This window comes from Streptomyces pseudovenezuelae (assembly GCF_029892565.1).
In the GTDB taxonomy this organism is placed as follows: domain Bacteria; phylum Actinomycetota; class Actinomycetes; order Streptomycetales; family Streptomycetaceae; genus Streptomyces; species Streptomyces pseudovenezuelae_A.
Map to the genome: position 1 here is coordinate 145,423 of NZ_JARXVH010000006.1, position 17,296 is coordinate 162,718.

Below are 17,296 nucleotides of genomic sequence, written 5' to 3' on the forward strand. Positions count from 1 at the left end.
TGCCCCATGGCGGCGGGGTCACGCAATGCGCCCCGCCGCCAGTACCAGCCGGACCAGTTCGGGGTGCACGATGTCGCTGTGCGCCCCGGCCGGCGGGCCACCGCGCCTGACGACCGCCGCCGCGTCGACGTTCACGCACCCCGACGCGGCGAGCGGCCCGCGCAACGCCCCGGCGAGATCCAGGAGTTGGGTGCCCGGCACGCCCTGCACCCCGTCATGGCCCATCGCCCCCCACTCGGCGCCGATCGTCCGCCCCAGATCGACGCCCGCGAACGCGTTGTTCTCGCGCGCCATCCGTGAGGCCAGCGGGTACATCGTGCTCAGTGCCTGGTCGAAGCGGGAGTAGCAGCACACCAGCGGTCCGTCGATCCGGTTCTGCCGCCCCTGCAACACCCCGCCCTTGTGCGGGTCCTGGGGCAGCCGCGCGGCGAACGCGTAGTGCGAGAAGGCCCCTTGGAGCAGCGTCACCGACTTCACCGTGCGCACCCCGTCCGGCAGCCCGCGCAGCGCGAAGGACACCAGCCTGCCGCCGAAGCTGTGCCCGACCAGATGCACCCGCACCTTGGGCGCCGCCTTGGCCAACTGCCCGACCACCGGCCCGAGTCCACGTTCGCCGACGGTCCCCGCGCGTCGCTTCATCGCGTAGTACGTCCCCTGCCGCAGCAGCTCCTTCGCCCCCTCCCAGGGGTTGGGCAGCGCGAACCCGGTGCTCTCGCCGCCCGCTTGGAGGTCGGTCAGTGCCTGCGCGAACTCGTCGCAGAGCGTCGCCGGGTCCTCGGCGAACAGCGCGGGCTCGCTCCGCGGGACGCCCTCCGCGAGGGTGTCCGCCGCGAACAGCGCCTGTGGGCCGTCCGGTACGACCTCGACCAGCAGCCGCACCAGCCGCCCGAACTCGTCCAGTTCGCGCGCGGGCCGCTGGTCCAGCATCCGCGCGATCCGGTCGACCACCGTGGCCCGTCCCGGGAATGCCTCCAGCAGCGCGTGCCGGGTGTCCTTGTCGAGCGCCGGACCCGGCGCCGCCTCCGCCTCCGTGGCCACCACCGACTTCGGGAAGTCGGGGATCGGCTCGTCGCAGAACCGCATCGACGGCCACACCACGCCCACGTACCCGATCTTCGCCTTGGGCGCGAACTCCCGGCAGGGCGCGAGGAATTGCTGGTACAGAGCGGTCGCGGTGGAGCGGTCGTTGTTCCAGCCGTGCGCGAAGACGAGCAGGTCCCGCACGCCCCGCCGGGCCACCTCGGTGAGCAGCCGGTCGCGCTCGGAGGTGTCGACGTCCCCGTTCGCGTCGAAGGTCAGCTCCCAGTACGGACTCACTCTCGTCGCCGCTTCGGCAGTTGTCGGTTGTGCCATGACTGTTCCCTTCGTCCCCCGTGGTGGTGCTATGTGGGCACATAGTCCTGCTACCGGGGAGGGATGGCCATAGACCGGGACCTATCCGTAGAGAAGGTGTTCCTTTCGCATCCGCCGGAACGTGGCGAGCTCCTGCCGCCAGCCGCCCACCACCTCGTCGGTGCCCGCGCCGGCGTCGATCGCCGTGCGCACCTGGGCGGAGCCGGTGAGCTTGTCGATCCAGTTGTCCGAGCGCCAACCGAAGCCGCTCCACACCTTCTTGGCGGTCACCAGCAGCGCGATCCCGGTGCGTACGGGGTCGTACGCGGCCCGGTCGTGCACATGGATCTGCACACCCCCGACGGTCTTTCCCTGGAACTTGGAGAAGGTCGGCGCGAAGTACGCCTCCCTGAAGTGCACGCCGGGCAGGGCGAGTTCACCGACCGCCGCGGCCCAGCGCCCGTCGACGCCCTCCGCGCCCAGCAGCTCGAAGGGACGGGTGGTGCCGCGTCCTTCGGAGAGGTTGGTGCCCTCGAACAGACACGTGCCCGAGTACACCAGGGCGGTGTCGGGCGTCGGCATGTTCGGGCTCGGCGGCACCCAGGGCAGCGCGGCGTCGTAGAACTCCGACCGCTTCCACCCCGTCATCAGGACGGTCTCCAGCGGCACCGGGGCGGTCAGGAACTCCCCGTTGAACAGCCGCGCCAGCTCGGCCACCGTCATCCCGTGCGCCTGCGAGATCGGCTGCCGCCCGACGAAGGTCGCGAACTCCTTGTGCAGCACCGGCCCTTGGGCGGACCGCCCGGACACCGGGTTCGGCCGGTCCAGCACGACGAACCGCTTGCCGGCCAGCTGGGCGGCCTCCATGCAGTCGTAGAGCGTCCAGATGTACGTGTAGAAGCGGGCGCCGACGTCCTGGATGTCGAAGACGATGGTGTCGACGCCGGACGCGGTGAAGACGTCGGCGAGAGGCCGACCGCTCTTCAGGTACGTGTCGTAGACGGGGAGTCCGGTCGCGGGGTCGTCGTAGCGGCCCTCGGAGCCGCCGGCCTGGGCGGTGCCGCGGAAGCCGTGTTCGGGGCCGAAGACGGCGACCAGGTTCACCCGGGTGTCGGCGTGCATGACGTCGACGATGTGCCGGACGTCCCGGGTGACGCCGGTGGGGTTGGTGACGACGCCGACGTGCCGGCCGTCGAGCAGGGCGTAGCCGCTCGCGGCCAGGCGCTCGAAACCGGTGCGCAGTGGCCGACGGCTCGGGGCCGCCGAGGCCGGGGTCGTCGAGGCCGGGGGTGCCGAAGAGGTGAGTGCTGCAGCCGTGGTCGCCGCGAGAAGGGCTCGTCTGGAGGGGCGCATGGGGTGCACCGTAGGGCCGTCGCGGGCGGCGGGGAAGCTTCCCCGCCGCGGCAGATCGGCTCAGCAGGAGTCGACGGACAGGTCGTTCAGTACGAGTCGAGGGACATGGGGGAGCCGCGCCGCGAGGGGCGCCTGCGCTGCGCCGCCTCCCGGGCCTCCCGTAGTTCGGTGTGGACGGTGCGCAGCTTGTTGCGCACCTGGTTGTGGAGGCTGGTGAACTCCGACTCGGTGATGGTGCCGCGCTGCGCGTCCATGATCTGCCGGTGCACGGGGCCGCTGGCCGAGAGTGCCCGGCTCACCTCGCCGCCGCTGGCACCCCGGGCCGGATTCTCGATGACGTCGATGGCGAAGCTGATCCAGTCCGCCTTGTTGTACGCGCCGCCCGGCATGCCCGGCGACTCGGCCTCCGTCCGCTCGACGATCGCCTCGACGTTCAGCCGGATCGCGTAGCCGAGACCCAGGAAGCGCTGCCGGAAGTCCCGCAACGCCGTCTCCATGGCGAGCTGTTCCGTGTTGACCGCGTTGGTGCCGACCACCAGGTTCCGGAACTCGGTGGGGCCGTTGTCGCCGTCACCGATGAGATGGCACCACTCGTGCGAGGCGAGCCGCCCGGTCGTGCCGCCCCGGCCGGTCACCGGCATCATCTGGTGCGCGGCGAAACCGCCCATGGCCGTCGCGGTGTGGCGCCCGGCGGTCGCCCGGTCCACCGACGGCGGCCGGGACACCCCGACCTGATGGCGCGATCTGCCCTGCTCCACGGCCTCGTCGCCGAGGGTGTCGAACTCGCTCCGGCTCAGGAACCGACGCTCGTCCTTGGCCGTTCCGTCCGCCTTCGTGAAGTTCGAGTCGACGGCCGTGCGCCGGTAGAAGACGAACGGCTCGCTCGGGTCGGTGGGCAGCTCCTCCAGTCCCGGGGTGGGCCCGGCGACGTGGTTGTCCTCCCCCAGGCCCCGCGCCGCGGCCAGGGCTTGGAGGTCCTCGAGTCCCGTGTACTGCGGGTTGGTGGCCCAGTAGTCCCCGAGGCGATAGGTCCGTCCCATCGACCGGCCGCCCGACCCCTTGGGCGTCATCCGGACGATGCGGAAGTGCCGTGCGGTGTCGATCAGGGTGGGACTGTGCCGGACATCGGTGTTGATGATCTCCACGCGGTAGACGTAGAACGAGGTCTGGTACTCCACCTCCCAACTCCGCTGGAGGGTGCCGCCCCGGCGGCTCGCCGTCGCCCGGGGCAGCGAGGCGGTGCGCGAGACCCGCACCGCGTCCGTCCCGTATCCCTGGCGCTCACCGGCGTAGGCGCGCTCCGGTGTCCGTACGAGGTGCCCCTCGGCGTCGAACTCCTCGTCGGGCACCCACAGCGCCACGATGTCGTCGATCTGCTCGCGCTGTGCCAGCTGTTCCGCCGCGGTCGCGGCCAGCGGATCCGGGGGCCGCCTGGGCGGCATGCGCTGCACCGCCGTACCCGGGCCGCCCGCGTGGGCGTGGCCCCCGTGCGAGTGGCCCGCGTGACTGTGCCCGGCGTGCTCGGTGGGCGCGCGCTCCCCGGCCGCGGGCGGGGAGGCGCCCAGGACGCGCGTGGCCTGCTGCTCGGCCTCGCGCTCGAAGCGGTCGCTCGGGTCGGAGACCCGCAGCCCGTCGCCCCGGTCGGTGCCCGCGACCGGGCCCGAGCGCTGCTGGACGACATGGTGCAGCTCATGGGCGAGTGTGTGCCGGTCGGCGCCGCCCTCGCCGAGGACGACATGGCTGCCGGAGGTGTAGGCGCGGGCGCCGAGACCGGCCGCGGACTCCCGGGCCGCACCGTCGGTGTGCAGGCGCACGTCGGAGAAGTCGGTGCCGAAGCGTGCCTCCATGTCGGTGCGGGTCGTGGTGTCGAGCGGCTGCCCGGGGCCGCGCAGCACGCTGTGCACCGACCGCTGCACGGCCGTCTCCGCAGGCTCGCCCGACTCCTTCGCCCCGTCGTCCGCCGCGCGCTCCCGCTGGAGGGACTGCCCGACGGCGGCGTTCCCGGCGAGCCGCTGCAGGGCGAGCAGGCCGGTCGGGTCCGCGGACCCGAGGCGACCGGGGGCGGGAAGGCGGCCGGCGGGGGAGGCGGGCGCGTGCCGCCCCGGGCGGGCACCGCCGTTGTCCTGATCCCGCTCGTGCGAGGGACGCTGCGCCGCCATCAGCTCTCCTGTGCTTGTCCAGAAGGGAGGACTTCATGGTCGAGGCTGCCCGGAAGGGAACCGAGAGCCGCCCGGACAGGAATTCGGGCAAATGAGGGGTTCACTTTGCGGGGCGGGGTGGCGTGCGGAGGGCGAACAGCTCCTCCGATTCGGACGATTGCGCCTACCCTCCGCCCCCCCTTCCGCGTACATACCAACCGGTTAGTATGGGCTCGCAGCAGAGTCGCGGTCATCTAGTCTGGCCGCGCAGCGGAGCCGCAGTCATGAGGAGACCGATGGTGGAAGCCGTTCAGGGTGCCGGTGTGGTTGTGACGGGGGCCGGGGGTGGCATCGGGGCCGCGCTCGCACGGCGGTTCGCTGCCGAAGGGGCCCGGGTCGTCGTCAACGATCTGGACGGCGAGCGGGCGAAGGCCGTCGCCGACGAGATCGGTGGCATCGCGGTGCCGGGGGACGCCTCGGCGATCGTCGCTGCGGCCCGGGACGCGCTCGGCGGGAGTGTCGACGTCTACTGCGCCAACGCCGGCGTCGGCTTCGAGGGCGGCAACGTCGGCACGGGGCTCGACGAGCACGCCTGGGCCGCGTCCTGGGACGTCAATGTCATGGCCCATGTCCGGGCCGCCCATGAGCTGCTGCCGGCGTGGCTGGAGCGCGGGAGCGGACGGTTCGTGTCCACCGTGTCGGCCGCCGGGCTGCTCACCATGATCGGGTCCGCGCCCTACAGCGTCACCAAGCACGGGGCGTACGCCTTCGCCGAGTACCTGTCGCTGACGTACCGGCACCGCGGGATCAAGGTCCACGCGATCTGCCCGCAGGGGGTGCGCACCGACATGCTCGCGGCCACCGGCAGCGCGGGCGACCTGGTGCTGCAGCCGACGGCGATCGAGCCGGAGGCCGTGGCCGAGGCGCTGATCAAGGGCATGGAGGAGGACCGCTTCCTGATCCTGCCGCACCCCGAGGTCGCCCAGTACTACCAGGTCAGGGCAACCGAGCCGGACCGCTGGCTGAGCAACATGAACCACCTCCAGCAGAAGTGGGAGGCCACGCGGTGACCGACTCCCCGTACGCGGCCAAGCCCTGGGTGGCGCTGCTCAACGACGTCCAGCGCGCCCCGATAACCCCGCTCGACACCCTGGTGCACGCCCTGCGCCGGGCCGTGACCGAGGCGCCCGACCGTGACTTCCTGGCCTACTTCGACGGGCACCTCACCTACCGCGAGGTCGACGAGCTGAGCGACTCGGTCGCCGGGTACCTCGCGGGGCGCGGTCTTGAGAGCGGCGACCGGGTGGCGGTCCTGCTGCAGAACTCCCCGCACTTCGTGCTCGCCCTGCTGGGCGCGTGGAAGGCGGGGGCCGTCGTGGTGCCGGTCAACCCGATGTACAAGTCGGGGGAGGTCGCCCACGTCCTGCGGGACGGCGAGGTGGCCGCGCTGATCTGCACCGACCGGGCCTGGGAGTCGTATCTGCGCGAGACCGTCGCCGACTCGCCGGTGCGGATCGCGCTGACCGCGTGCGAGAAGGACTTCCAGACGCGTGACGACGCGCGCGTGCTGACCTTCGAGCGGCTGCCGCAGGCCGCCGACGCCGACGGCCTCGTCACCGTGGCGCGGGCCGGGCACCCGGCGCCGGGCGGGCGGGACCTCGCGCCCGCCGACATCGCGCTGATCAGCTACACCTCGGGCACCAGCGGTGCACCCAAGGGCGCCACCAACACACACGGCAACATCATGTACAACGCCGAGCGGCAGCGGACCGGGCTCGCTCTGCCGGGCGTGCCCGTCTACTACGCGCTGGCGCCGCTGTTCCACATCACCGGCATGGTCTGCCAGCTCGGCGCCTGTCTCGACAGCGTGGGCACGCTGGTGCTGACGTACCGCTTCGAGGCGGGGGTCGTGCTGGACGCGTTCGCCGAGCACCGGCCGCACTACACGGTCGGCCCCTCGACCGCCTTCATGGCGCTGGGCGCCCACCCGGCCGCCACCCCGGACCACTTCGCCTCCTTCGTGAACATCTCCAGCGGCGGGGCCCCGGTGCCGCCGGCCCTGGTGGAGAAGTTCCGGGCCGGCTTCGGGCCCTACATCCGCAACGGCTACGGGCTCACCGAGTGCACCGCCCCCTGCGCCTCCGTGCCGCCGCAGCTGGAGGCGCCCGTCGACCCGGTCTCCGGGACGCTGGCCGTGGGGGTGCCGGGTCCTGAGACGCTCGTACGGATCGTCGACGAGCAGGGCGCCGAGGTGCCCTTCGGCGAGCAGGGCGAGATCCTCGTACGCGGGCCGCAGGTCGTGCCCGGCTACTGGCGCCGCCCGGACGCGACCGCCGAGACCTTCCCGGACGGCGAACTGCGCACCGGCGACATCGGCTTCATGGATCCGCAGGGCTGGCTCTACGTCGTCGACCGCAAGAAGGACATGATCAACGCGTCGGGCTTCAAGGTGTGGCCGCGCGAGGTCGAGGACGTCCTGTACACGCACCCGGCGGTGCGTGAGGCGGCCGTCGTCGGGGTGCCCGACGGGTACCGGGGCGAGACCGTGAAGGCGTACATCAGCCTCCGTCCGGGCGCCGATCCGGACCCGGACGAACTCGCGGTGTACTGCAAGGAGAGACTGGCCGCCTACAAGTACCCGCGCCAGGTGGAGATCCTGCCCGAGTTGCCGAAGACGGCGAGTGGGAAGATCCTCCGTCGGGAACTGCGTTCCCGCGCGCGGGACACCGAACAGGCAGACTGAAACACCAGCACAAAGCCCGGAAGGCAGGTGGCGGCACAGTGCCCAGGACCACGGACGGCGACGGTACGCCCGTCCCGCAGCGGCTGCTGGCCGCCGCCACGCGGCTCTTCGCCGAGCAGGGCTACGACCGCACCTCCGTGCAGGAGATCGTCGAGGCGGCCGGCGTCACCAAGGGAGCGCTCTACCACTACTTCGGCTCCAAGGACGACCTCCTGCACGAGGTCTACGCGCGCGTGCTGCGCGTTCAGCAGGAGCGGCTGGACGCCTTCGCGGACGCGGACGAGCCGATCGAGAAGCGGCTGCGGGGCGCGGCGGCCGACGTCGTCGTCACGACCATCGAGAACCTCGACGACGCGATGATCTTCTTCCGCTCCATGCACCACCTCAGCCCCGAGAAGAACAAGCAGGTACGGGCCGAGCGCCGGCGCTACCACGAGCGCTTCCGCGCGCTGGTGGAGGAGGGCCAGGTGGCGGGCGTCTTCTCCACGGCCACCCCGGCCGACCTGGTGGTCGACTACCACTTCGGCTCCGTCCACCACCTCTCCACCTGGTACCGCCCCGACGGCCCGATGGGTGCGCAGGAGGTCGCCGACCACTTGGCGGACCTGCTGCTGCGGGCGCTGCGGCCGTAGCCTGCGGCGGGTCGGGCGGGCTACGCGTACTGACCGTGGGCGCTGGGTCGGTACGGGTGAGGGGTGCCCGTACCGACCATCGAGTGCCTACAGGTACTTCTTCAACTCCCGCCGTGCCAGCGACCGTTGGTGCACCTCGTCCGGGCCGTCGGCCAGCATCAGGGTGCGGGCGCTCGCGTACAGCTCGGCGAGGGGGAAGTCCTGGCTGACGCCGCCCGCGCCGTGCAGCTGGATCGCGCGGTCGAGGATCTCGACGACCGTGCGGGGGGTGGCGATCTTGATGGCCTGGATCTCGGTGTGGGCGCCCCTGTTGCCGACGGTGTCCATCATCCAGGCGGTCTTCAGGACCAGCAGCCGGAGCTGTTCGACGGCCACGCGCGCGTCGGCGATCCAGTTCTGGACCACGCCCTGCTGGGCCAGCGCCTTGCCGAACGCCGTGCGGGAGACGGCCCGGCGGCACATCAGCTCGATCGCCCGCTCGGCCATGCCGATCAGCCGCATGCAGTGGTGGATGCGGCCGGGGCCGAGCCGGGCCTGGGCGATGGCGAAGCCGCCGCCCTCCTCGCCGATCAGGTTGGACACCGGCACGCGCGCGTGGTCGAAGACCACCTCGGCGTGGCCGCCGTGGGAGTGGTCCTCGTAGCCGAAGACCTGCATGGCGCGCTTGACGGTCACGCCCGGGGTGTCGCGCGGGACCAGGACCATGGACTGCTGGCGGCGCGGGTCGGCGCCGTCCGGGTCGGTCTTGCCCATCACGATGAAGATCTTGCAGTCCGGGTTCATCGCCCCGGAGATGTACCACTTGCGGCCCGTGATGACGTAGTCGTCGCCGTCCCGCTCGATCAGCGTGGTGATGTTCGTGGCGTCGGAGGAGGCGACCTCCGGCTCGGTCATCGCGAACGCCGAGCGGATCTCACCGGCGAGCAGCGGCTCCAGCCACTGCTTCTTCTGCCGCTCGTCGGCGAACTGCGCGAGCACCTCCATGTTGCCGGTGTCGGGCGCCGCGCAGTTCAGCGCGGTGGGCGCCAAGTGCGGGGAGCGGCCGGTGATTTCGGCGAGCGGGGCGTACTGGAGGTTGGTGAGGCCCGCGCCGTACTCGGCGTCGGGCAGGAAGAGGTTCCACAGGCCCTGGCGACGGGCCTCGGCCTTCAACTCCTCGACCACGACCGGGGTGTCCCACGGGGAGGCGAGCGCGGCGCGCTGCTCCTCGGCCACCGCCTCGGCCGGGTAGACGTACTCGTCCATGAAGGCGAGCAGCTTGGCGCGCAGTTCCTCGGTGCGCGCGTCGAACGCGAAGTCCATGGCGGATCAGCCTTCCTGAAGGGTGGTCAGGCCGTGCTCGATGAAGACGGGGACCAGGTCGCCGATGCGGTCGAAGCCGCGGCCGACCGTCTGGCCCTGGGTGTAGCGGAAGTGGATGCCCTCCAGGATCACGGCGAGCTTGAACCAGGCGAACGCCGTGTACCAGGAGACGGCCGACACGTCCCGCCCGGAGCGCTCGGCGTACCGCTCGATCAGCTCGGCCGGGGCCGGGTGCCCGGGGGCCTCGGCGGTGGTGGAGACGGGCGAGTCCGGCATGCCGAGCGGCAGGCTGTACATCACCAGCAGGCCGAGGTCGGTGAGCGGGTCGCCGAGCGTCGACATCTCCCAGTCGAGGATCGCCGTGATGCGGTCGCCGTCGTCGATCAGGACGTTGTCGAGGCGGTAGTCGCCGTGCACGACGGTCGGCGCGGGGGAGACGGGCAGCCGGCGGCCGAGCGTCGCGTGCAGCTCGTCGATGCCGGCCAGCTCGCGGTTGCGGGAGGCGTCCAGCTGCTTGCCCCAGCGGCGCAGCTGCCGGTCCAGGAAGCCCTCCGGGCGGCCGAAGTCCCCGAGACCCACCTCGGCGGGGTCCACCGCGTGCAGCTCGACGAGCGTGTCAACCAGGGACAGCACCGCGCCCCGGGTGCGCTCCGGACCGAGCGGGGCGAGCTGGTCCGCCGTGCGGTACGGGGTGCCCGCCACGAACTCCATGACGTAGAACGGCGCCCCGGGCACCGCCTCGTTCTCGGTGTCCTCGCACAGCAGCACCGGACGCGGCACCGGCACGTCCGTCGGGTACAGCGCGCTGATCACCCGGTGCTCGCGCTTCATGTCGTGCGCGGTGGCCAGGACATGGCCGAGCGGGGGCCGGCGTACGACCCACTTCGAGGTACCGTCCGAGACCGCGTACGTGAGGTTCGACCGTCCGCCCTCGATCAGCCGGCCGGTCAACGGGCCGTGCACCAGGCCGGGCCGCTCACGGTCGAGCAGTCCGCGCAGCCGGTCGGGATCGAGACCTGGCGGGTGGTCGGGACTCATCGGAGCTCCTTATGCGGGCGCGTGAATTGTGCCCGTCCTATGATGCCGACCGGTCGGTATGTCGTCCAGTGCGGTACGCCAACGTGATCGGGGCCACGATAGGCCGACAGCTCCCCGCCGGGTGCGGCAGGGAGCTGTCGGTGGGTGAATCCAGGCCAGGTGGCAGGTACCGGACGGCAGGCGTCGGTGCCAGGTCTCAGTGGTCGTCCCAGTGCCCGTCGTGCGCGGCGTGCCGGTGGCCGTCGTGGAGGTAGTCGACGTGGTCGCCGTGCAGGACGCTCTCGTGCCCGCAGTCCTCGCCGTGCCGGTGCTCGTGCGTCTCGTGCGCCGCGTGACCGTCGGCCTCGCACTCGTCCCAGTGGCCGCCGTGCTCGCGGTGCAGGTGGCCGTCGTGCGCGTAGTCGACATGGTCCCCGTGCGGCACCTCGGCGTGCCCGCAGCCCGGGCCGTGGGCGTGTGCGTGGGAGGTGTGTTCCAGGTGCTGGGTGGTCATGGTGCTCACCTTCGGGGTACGGGGTGATTCGGACGTACGGGGTGATGCCGACGGACAGGCTGCCATGCGAACCCCCTATTTCGGGGCATCCGGCGCATCCCGCTTGCGTGGCGTCCGGGTACCCCGGAGGGTCGGTGGCATGAAGGGCATCAGCTACAGCCGGTACGGCGGACCCGAGGTCCTGGAGTACGGAGAGGTCCGCGACCCGAAGATCGGCCCGGACGCGGTGCTGGTCAAGGTGTGCGCGGCGGCCGTCAACCCGGTCGACTGGAAGTGCCGCGAGGGGTACCTCGACGGCATGCTCGACGCGGTCTTCCCGGTCGTCATCGGGTGGGACGTATCGGGTGTCGTCGTTCAACCCGGCGTGTCCGTCACGGAGTTCGCGGTCGGTGACGAGGTCATCGGCTACGTCCGTGAGGACTTCCTCTCCCGGGGCACCTTCGCCGAGTACGTCGCCGCGCCGGTGCGCACGCTCGCCCGCAAGCCCCGCAACCTCTCCTTCGCGGAGGCGGCCGGGCTGCCGCTGGTCGGGCTCACCGCCTACCAGGTGCTCTTCAAGGCGCTCAAGGTCAGGCGCGGCGAGACCGTCCTGATCCACGCGGCGGCCGGCGGGGTCGGCTCGATCGCCGTCCAGCTCGCCCGGCACCTCGGCGCGCGGGTGATCGGCACGGCGAGCGAGGGGAACCACGACTTCGTGCGCGCGCTGGGCGGCGAGCCGGTGACGTACGGCGAGGGGCTGGTGGAGCGGGTGCGCGGGCTCGCGCCGGAAGGCGTGGACGCGGTCTTCGACACCGTCGGCGGCGAGGCGCTCAAGGACTCGGCCGTCCTGCTGGCCCCCGAGGGCCGCCTGGCGTCGATCGCCGACGGGGAGGTCGTCGGCTACGGCGGCATGTACTGCTGGGTCCGCCCGGACGCCGAGGACCTGGGACGGCTGACCGAGCTGGCGGAACAGGGCGTGGTGTCCGTGCACGTGTCGCAGACGTTCCCGCTGGAGCGGGCGGCGGACGCGTACCGGCTGAACCAGGAGGGGCGGACGCGGGGGAAGATCGTGGTGACGGTGGACTGGGAGGCGGAGGCCGAAAGCGAAGGGGAGCCTGAAACCCCGGACGCGCCCTAGAAGACCAGCACCGCTCCGCACGCCGCCATCGCCACCGTGCACAGCACCGCCATCGTGGCCTGCCGAGTGGCCAGCCCCGGGTGGCCGGCGCCGGTCGCGAGGACGCCGATGCGCCGGTGGGCGACGAGCAGGAAGCCCAGCCACAGGGCGCAGCACAGGGCACAGGCGATGACGCCGAGCGGGGAGGTGCCGCCGTGCAGCGCGGTCTTCACGGCGAGCACGGCGACGACGGTGCCCGACAACGTCGTACGACGCCAGGCGAGCCGCGTGCGCTCCGGCTGAAGCCCCGGGTCACGGCCTTCGGCGGGACCCTCGGTGGAGCTCATCCCTCCCACCCGGCCAGGACGACCACGACCATCACGACGGCCACGACGGCGACGACCACGCTAAGCAGGGCCGGGAAGCGGGACACCGGCAGGTCCTGGTCGTGGCGCATGGCGCGCTCGCAGCGCACCCAGTGGTTGACCGCGCGCAGGGAGCACAGCACGCCGGCCGCGAGCAGCGCCAGCGCGAGGCCGACGCGCCAGCCCCAGCGCAGGTCCGGCAGGAACTGGTCCACGGCGAAGCCGCCGCCGATCAGCGCCAGGGCGGTGCGCAGCCAGGCCAGGAAGGTCCGCTCGTTCGCCAGCGAGAACCGGTAGTCGGGGGTGTGGCCCTCCTCGCGGACCTCTTGCGGGGCGAACCACAGCCGGACGTTCCGTGCGAATTCGATCACGGCGTGGACTTTATCGGGCGGCTTCCCGGCAGGGCGTCCGGCGTCATCGGGCGGACCGGTACGCCTTCAGGCGCTCGTACGCCGCCAGCCCGTCCGGCACCCACTCCCACTCCGTCAGCCGGCGCTCGACCTCCTCGTCCGGGAGGAAGTCGTGCCAGGCCACCTCTTCCACCTGCGGGCTGACCGGCAGCTCGCAGCGGACCTCGTAGACCGCGGACCACCAGCTCTGACCGGCGCCGTTGTCATAGAGGAACTTGAAGAGGAACTCGGGGGCGGGCAGGCCGGAGACGCCCAGTTCCTCCTCCGCCTCGCGCAGGGCGGCGGAGTCGTAGGACTCGCCCGCGCCGACCACACCGCCGACGAACATGTCGTAGAGAGAGGGGAAGACCAGTTTGACCGGGGTGCGGCGGTGGACGAAGAGCCGGCCCCGGGCGTCCCGCACCTGGATGAAGGCGCAGCGGTGACGCAGGCCCTCGGCGTAGACCTTGCCGCGGGGGAATTGGCCGATGACCCGGTCGTTCTCGTCGACGATGTCGAGGATCTCGTCAGCAGGGTTCATACGGCCATCCAAGCAGGCGCCCGCGTGCCGGTACGGTCGGCCTCGTGGTCAGTTCGGCTGCAGGTCCCGTACCCGCTCCGGCTTGCCCGCGCCGCTCGGCATCGCCGGGTGCAGGCCGAGCAGGACGATGCCCACGACGATCGCCGCGAGTCCCGCCGCCTCCCAGGCCAGCGCCCCGGTGTCGGTGCGCAGCCGGTCGCCGAGGAAGCCGACCCCGCAGATGATGCCGGCCAGTGGCTGGGCCGCGGTCAGGGCGGGCAGCGACATGCGCAGAGGGGCCGTCTCGAAGGCGCTCTGGACCAGCACCAGGCCGGTGACGCCGAGCGCGAGCACGGCGTACGGCTGCCAGGTGGTCAGCGTCTCGGCGATGCCGTCCTCGGAGAAGTGCTGACCGCTCACCCGGGTGAGGGCGTCCTGGAGGCCGTAGAGGAGACCCGCGGCCAGGGCCAGCAGGACCGGGCCCGAGCTGAGGCGGGAACGCTTGGCGTAGGTGGTGAGCAGCAGGGCCAGGCCCAGCATCGCGCCGATGATCAGCCAGTGCCGCAGTGGGTCGGTGACCGCGGAGCCGCCGCGCGGCTCGCCGGCCACGATGAAGGCGGTGACACCGCCCGCGAGCAGGGCGAGACCCGCCCAGCCCTGACGGCCCAGCGGTTGTCTGGTCTGCCGGCGGGAGAGGGTGAGGGCGAACAGGAGGTTCGTGGCGAGCAGGGGCTCCACCAGGGAGACCTCGCCCTGGCCAAGGGCGATCGCGCCCAGGACCATGCCGGCCACCATCAGGCCTATGCCGCCCAGCCAGCGCGGCACCTTCATCAGGTCGAGGAGCAGCCGCGGCGACAGGAAGTCGCTCAGGGGTGCCTGCTGGGCCGCGTTCTGCTGGAGTACGAACCCGAAGCCGAGGCAACAGGCCGCACTCACGGCGAGAATCAGAACCAGAACCGACACGCTGCGTACCTCGATGGATTCGGTCGGGCCACGGGCTGCGTAGTCGCCGACTGTAGCGTCCCCGCGAGCGGAGTGCTCCTGGGAGTACCCGGAAACCGGGAGTTGACTCGGTCACGGTGCCCGGTCGGGGGCGAAGGTGGCGGCATGACCGTTTTGCCATGGTGCGGGGTGGACGCGCGGACCGCCATGGCGTACGCCACACGGGTGAGCCGCGAGGAGGCGGTGACATGCTTATGTGGTGGAAAGGTGAACCACAAGTGCCCCATCTGTGACGGTAGTTGACGGGAGTTACAAAAACTCGGCACTTGACGGAAAGCGTTGGCTCCCGGTTTGCTGTGCGTGATCAGTTGACGGCAATCCGAAACCTTGACGACGAGCGCGTCGCGTGAGGAAGTCCCGCGGTGTCTCCACCCCCGCCACCCCTCGGCCGGGGCCGCAAACGTGCGGCCCAGGCACTGGACGCGGCCCTCGACGACGCCGAACTCGTCGCCACGCGCGCCTCGTTGGCCCAGGGGCGCTGGCAGGCCGCGCGCTCCCTGCTGGTCCAGACGGGCGACGACTGGGACCGCCGCGGTCACCGCGTCACCGTCCTCGCCCTGGAGTCCTACAGCGCCGCCTGGTCCCGGGACTGGCTGCTGGCCGAGCCGGACTCCGCCGACGCCGCCGTCCTGCTCGCGCTCTCCCTGGTGCAGCGCGCCCTGCTGGGCAAGGAGAAGGTGGCCAAGGCCGACAAGGCCTGCCGGGACGCCATCGCCCTCGCCCCCGCCGACCCCACCCCGTGGCTCGGCCTGCTCATGCTGGCCTGCGTCGGGGGCACCGACGAGGAGACCGAGCAGCTCTTCGACGAGGTCCGCAGCCGGCACGCCGACCACCACCACGGCCACCACCTGATGGTCGCCCGCCTCGCCGAGCGCCGCGCCACGGCGGGCCCCGACCCGCTGCACGAGGTCTACGACTTCGCCAACTGGGCCGCCGAGCAGGCCCCAGCCGACTCGCCGCTGGCGATCCTGCCGGTGATCGCGCACGCCGAGCGCTACCGGGTGCTGGCCCTCGCCGGACACGAGCCGGCCGATCCGGTTGCCTCGGGCCACTGGAGCGGACGCCGGGCCCGGCAGGTGATGAAGGCCGCCTTCGACTGGTGGCTGGAGTGGGAGCAGGAGGGCCACCCGCGCCGCCTGGTCGACCTCAACTTCCTCGCCCACGCCAAGGTCTGCGAGGGCCGCGGGGCCGAGGCCACCGCCCTGTTCTACCGCATCGGCGAGCACCCCACCACGGCCCCGTGGTCCTACCCCGACCGCGATCCCCTCTCCGCCTTCCGTGCCGCGCGCGACCGGGCGCTCGGCTCGGTGTGACATCTCCGACTTCGACCTAAGGACGCAATCTCGATGACCACGGGCAGTTCCAGCGCGAGCAGATCCGCCGCCGACGGCATCAGTACGTTCAAGGGGCAGGAACGCGCCCTGCGCGCCGACCGCCTCGGCACGGGGGGCCTGCTGCTCTCCGTGCTCGCCGCGACCGCACCCCTCATGGTGGTCGCCGGTGTCATGCCCACCACATTCGCGGTGATGGGCATCGTCGGACAGCCGCTTCTCTTCGTCCTCCTCGGCGTGGTGCTGATCCTCTTCAGCGTCGGCTACGCCGAGATGAGCCGGCACGTCCACAACGCCGGCGCCTTCTACGCCTACATCTCCCGAGGCCTCGGCGGCACCGCCGGAGCGGGCGCCGCGCTGGTGGCCCTGGTCGCCTACAACGCCCTCCAGGTCGGCATCTACGGCATCTTCGGCTTCGAGGTCTCCGGGCTCTTCGACACCTACGCCGACCTGTCCGTCGCCTGGTGGATACCGGCGCTGGTGGCCATCGTCCTGGTCGGCGCGCTGGGCTGGCTGAAGATCGACGTCAACGCGCGCGTGCTGGGCGTGCTGCTGGTCGTCGAGGTGGCCCTCGTGGTGATCTTCGACATCGCGGCGATCGGCGACCCGGCCAAGGAGGGCCTGTCGCTGCACGCCTTCAACCCGGACACGCTCAGCGGCGCGGGCGTCGGCACCGCGCTCTGCTTCTGCATCGCGGCCTTCCTCGGCTTCGAGCAGGCCCCGGTGTACGCGGAGGAGACCAGCAGGCCGCACATCCTGGTGCCGCGCGTGATGTTCTTCGCGGTCGGCGGCGTCGCCGTCTTCTTCGCCGTCAGCAGCTGGGCGCTGACCGTCGCCACCGGACCGTCCCAGGTGGTCGGGGTGGCCCAGAAGGAGAGCGCCGGGATGCTCTTCACGCTGACCGACTCCCGGCTCGGCGGCACCTTCACCGACGCGCTGCACATTCTGTTCGTGACCGGCATGTTCGCGGCCATGCTCAGCTTCCACAACGTCGTCGCCCGCTACACCTTCGCCATGGGACGCGAGGGCCTGCTGCCGCGCACCTTCGGCCGCACCACCGGCACCAGCGGCGCGCCCGGCACCGGCTCCCTGCTGCAGACGGTCGTGGCCGCCGTCATCGTGATCGTCTTCGCGATCGCCGACGACAAGCCCACCGGCGACCCGACCGCGCCGGTCCTGCACCTGTTCACCTGGTTCGGCAACATCGGCGCCCTCGGCGTGATCCTGCTGATGGCCGCCGCCTCCGTGTCGGTCATCGTCTTCTTCGCCCGCCGCGGCGCGCTGGGCGCCCAGGCCTGGCGCCTGGTCACCTCCGCGCTCGCCGCCGTCGCCCTGCTGGTGATCGCCGGTTACACGGTCAAGGACTTCGACGTCCTGGTCGGCGCGGGCCCCGACTCGTCCCTGAGCTGGGTGCTGCCCGGCATCATCGGCCTCGCCCTGGTCGTCGGCCTGGTCCAGGGCCTGGTCCTGCGCTCCCGCGCCCCCGAGGCACACGCCCGCATCGGCCTGGGCAACGAGGCGTTCCAGCTGGACAAGGCGGCGCGGGAGACGTCGTAGGTTTT

General features: G+C 71.8%; 16 protein-coding genes. 6 read left to right on the forward strand and 10 right to left on the reverse strand.

Features of this window, described 5'->3' with window-relative positions:
* Positions 1-18: 18 nt before the first annotated feature.
* The 3 genes from M2283_RS20605 to M2283_RS20615 form a co-directional block, all read right to left on the reverse strand.
* Positions 19-1,353 carry a serine-threonine protein kinase gene (locus M2283_RS20605; protein ID WP_280877780.1) on the reverse strand — a complete coding sequence of 445 codons (1,335 nt, stop codon included), beginning with the start codon at positions 1,351-1,353 and terminating at the stop codon, positions 19-21.
* 81 nt (positions 1,354-1,434) lie between these two features.
* Entirely contained in the window at positions 1,435-2,685 is a 1,251-nt protein-coding gene (locus tag M2283_RS20610) for an exo-beta-N-acetylmuramidase NamZ family protein (RefSeq protein ID WP_280877781.1), read from the reverse strand.
* A gap of 86 nt (positions 2,686-2,771) precedes the next feature.
* Positions 2,772-4,844 (reverse strand): eCIS core domain-containing protein, encoded by a 2,073-nt coding sequence (locus M2283_RS20615; RefSeq protein WP_280877782.1) that lies wholly within the window; start codon positions 4,842-4,844, stop codon positions 2,772-2,774.
* Between the two features lie 275 nt (positions 4,845-5,119).
* On the opposite strand from M2283_RS20615, the gene M2283_RS20620 reads away from it, so the two are divergent.
* From M2283_RS20620 to M2283_RS20630, 3 genes are read left to right on the forward strand one after another with little or no spacing between them, the layout of a single operon-like run.
* Positions 5,120-5,893, forward strand: a complete 774-nt coding sequence (locus tag M2283_RS20620; protein WP_280877783.1) for an SDR family oxidoreductase — start codon at positions 5,120-5,122, stop codon at positions 5,891-5,893.
* Positions 5,890-7,566 (forward strand): class I adenylate-forming enzyme family protein, encoded by a 1,677-nt coding sequence (locus tag M2283_RS20625; protein WP_280877784.1) that lies wholly within the window; start codon positions 5,890-5,892, stop codon positions 7,564-7,566. Before M2283_RS20620 ends, M2283_RS20625 begins: the two co-directional genes overlap by 4 nt.
* A 38-nt stretch (positions 7,567-7,604) precedes the next feature.
* The gene (locus M2283_RS20630) at positions 7,605-8,198 is read left to right on the forward strand and encodes a TetR/AcrR family transcriptional regulator (RefSeq protein WP_124002608.1); all 594 of its coding nucleotides are present in this window, start codon (positions 7,605-7,607) and stop codon (positions 8,196-8,198) included.
* An 87-nt stretch (positions 8,199-8,285) separates the two neighbouring features.
* On the opposite strand, the gene M2283_RS20635 is transcribed toward M2283_RS20630, so the two are convergent.
* The 3 genes from M2283_RS20635 to M2283_RS20645 all read right to left on the reverse strand — a co-directional run bounded on the left by M2283_RS20635 (position 8,286) and on the right by M2283_RS20645 (position 11,031).
* Positions 8,286-9,500 carry an acyl-CoA dehydrogenase family protein gene (locus tag M2283_RS20635; protein WP_280877785.1) on the reverse strand — a complete coding sequence of 405 codons (1,215 nt, stop codon included), beginning with the start codon at positions 9,498-9,500 and terminating at the stop codon, positions 8,286-8,288.
* A gap of 6 nt (positions 9,501-9,506) precedes the next feature.
* On the reverse strand, positions 9,507-10,538 hold the full coding sequence (locus tag M2283_RS20640; RefSeq protein WP_280877786.1) for a phosphotransferase family protein: 1,032 nt from the start codon (positions 10,536-10,538) through the stop codon (positions 9,507-9,509).
* Positions 10,539-10,734: 196 nt separating this feature from the next.
* The gene (locus tag M2283_RS20645) at positions 10,735-11,031 is read right to left on the reverse strand and encodes a hypothetical protein (RefSeq protein ID WP_280877787.1); all 297 of its coding nucleotides are present in this window, start codon (positions 11,029-11,031) and stop codon (positions 10,735-10,737) included.
* A gap of 139 nt (positions 11,032-11,170) precedes the next feature.
* On the opposite strand from M2283_RS20645, the gene M2283_RS20650 reads away from it, so the two are divergent.
* On the forward strand, positions 11,171-12,148 hold the full coding sequence (locus M2283_RS20650; protein ID WP_280877788.1) for an NADP-dependent oxidoreductase: 978 nt from the start codon (positions 11,171-11,173) through the stop codon (positions 12,146-12,148).
* On the opposite strand, the gene M2283_RS20655 is transcribed toward M2283_RS20650, so the two are convergent.
* Genes M2283_RS20655 through M2283_RS20670 form a run of 4 tightly spaced genes read right to left on the reverse strand, consistent with a single transcriptional unit; the run spans position 12,145 to position 14,364 of the window.
* A complete protein-coding gene (locus tag M2283_RS20655) occupies positions 12,145-12,474 on the reverse strand; it encodes a DUF202 domain-containing protein (protein WP_280877789.1) in 330 nt (109 codons plus the stop codon). The two genes, M2283_RS20650 and M2283_RS20655, sit on opposite strands and share 4 nt — an antisense overlap.
* A complete protein-coding gene (locus M2283_RS20660; protein WP_280877790.1) occupies positions 12,471-12,863 on the reverse strand; it encodes a YidH family protein in 393 nt (130 codons plus the stop codon). The genes M2283_RS20655 and M2283_RS20660 overlap by 4 nt, the downstream gene beginning before the upstream one ends.
* Positions 12,864-12,906: 43 nt before the next feature.
* Positions 12,907-13,422, reverse strand: coding sequence for an NUDIX hydrolase (locus tag M2283_RS20665; protein WP_280877791.1), 516 nt, complete (start codon positions 13,420-13,422; stop codon positions 12,907-12,909).
* Between the two features lie 48 nt (positions 13,423-13,470).
* Positions 13,471-14,364: a DMT family transporter gene (locus M2283_RS20670; protein WP_280877792.1), complete on the reverse strand. Its 894-nt coding sequence runs from the start codon at positions 14,362-14,364 to the stop codon at positions 13,471-13,473.
* Between the two features lie 401 nt (positions 14,365-14,765).
* Between M2283_RS20670 and M2283_RS20675 the strand changes: the two genes are divergently transcribed.
* Both M2283_RS20675 and M2283_RS20680 read left to right on the forward strand, forming a co-directional pair.
* Complete coding sequence (locus M2283_RS20675) at positions 14,766-15,716, forward strand: hypothetical protein (RefSeq protein ID WP_280877793.1); 951 nt, start codon at positions 14,766-14,768, stop codon at positions 15,714-15,716.
* Between the two features lie 33 nt (positions 15,717-15,749).
* Positions 15,750-17,291: an APC family permease gene (locus M2283_RS20680; protein WP_280877794.1), complete on the forward strand. Its 1,542-nt coding sequence runs from the start codon at positions 15,750-15,752 to the stop codon at positions 17,289-17,291.
* Positions 17,292-17,296: the final 5 nt, after the last annotated feature.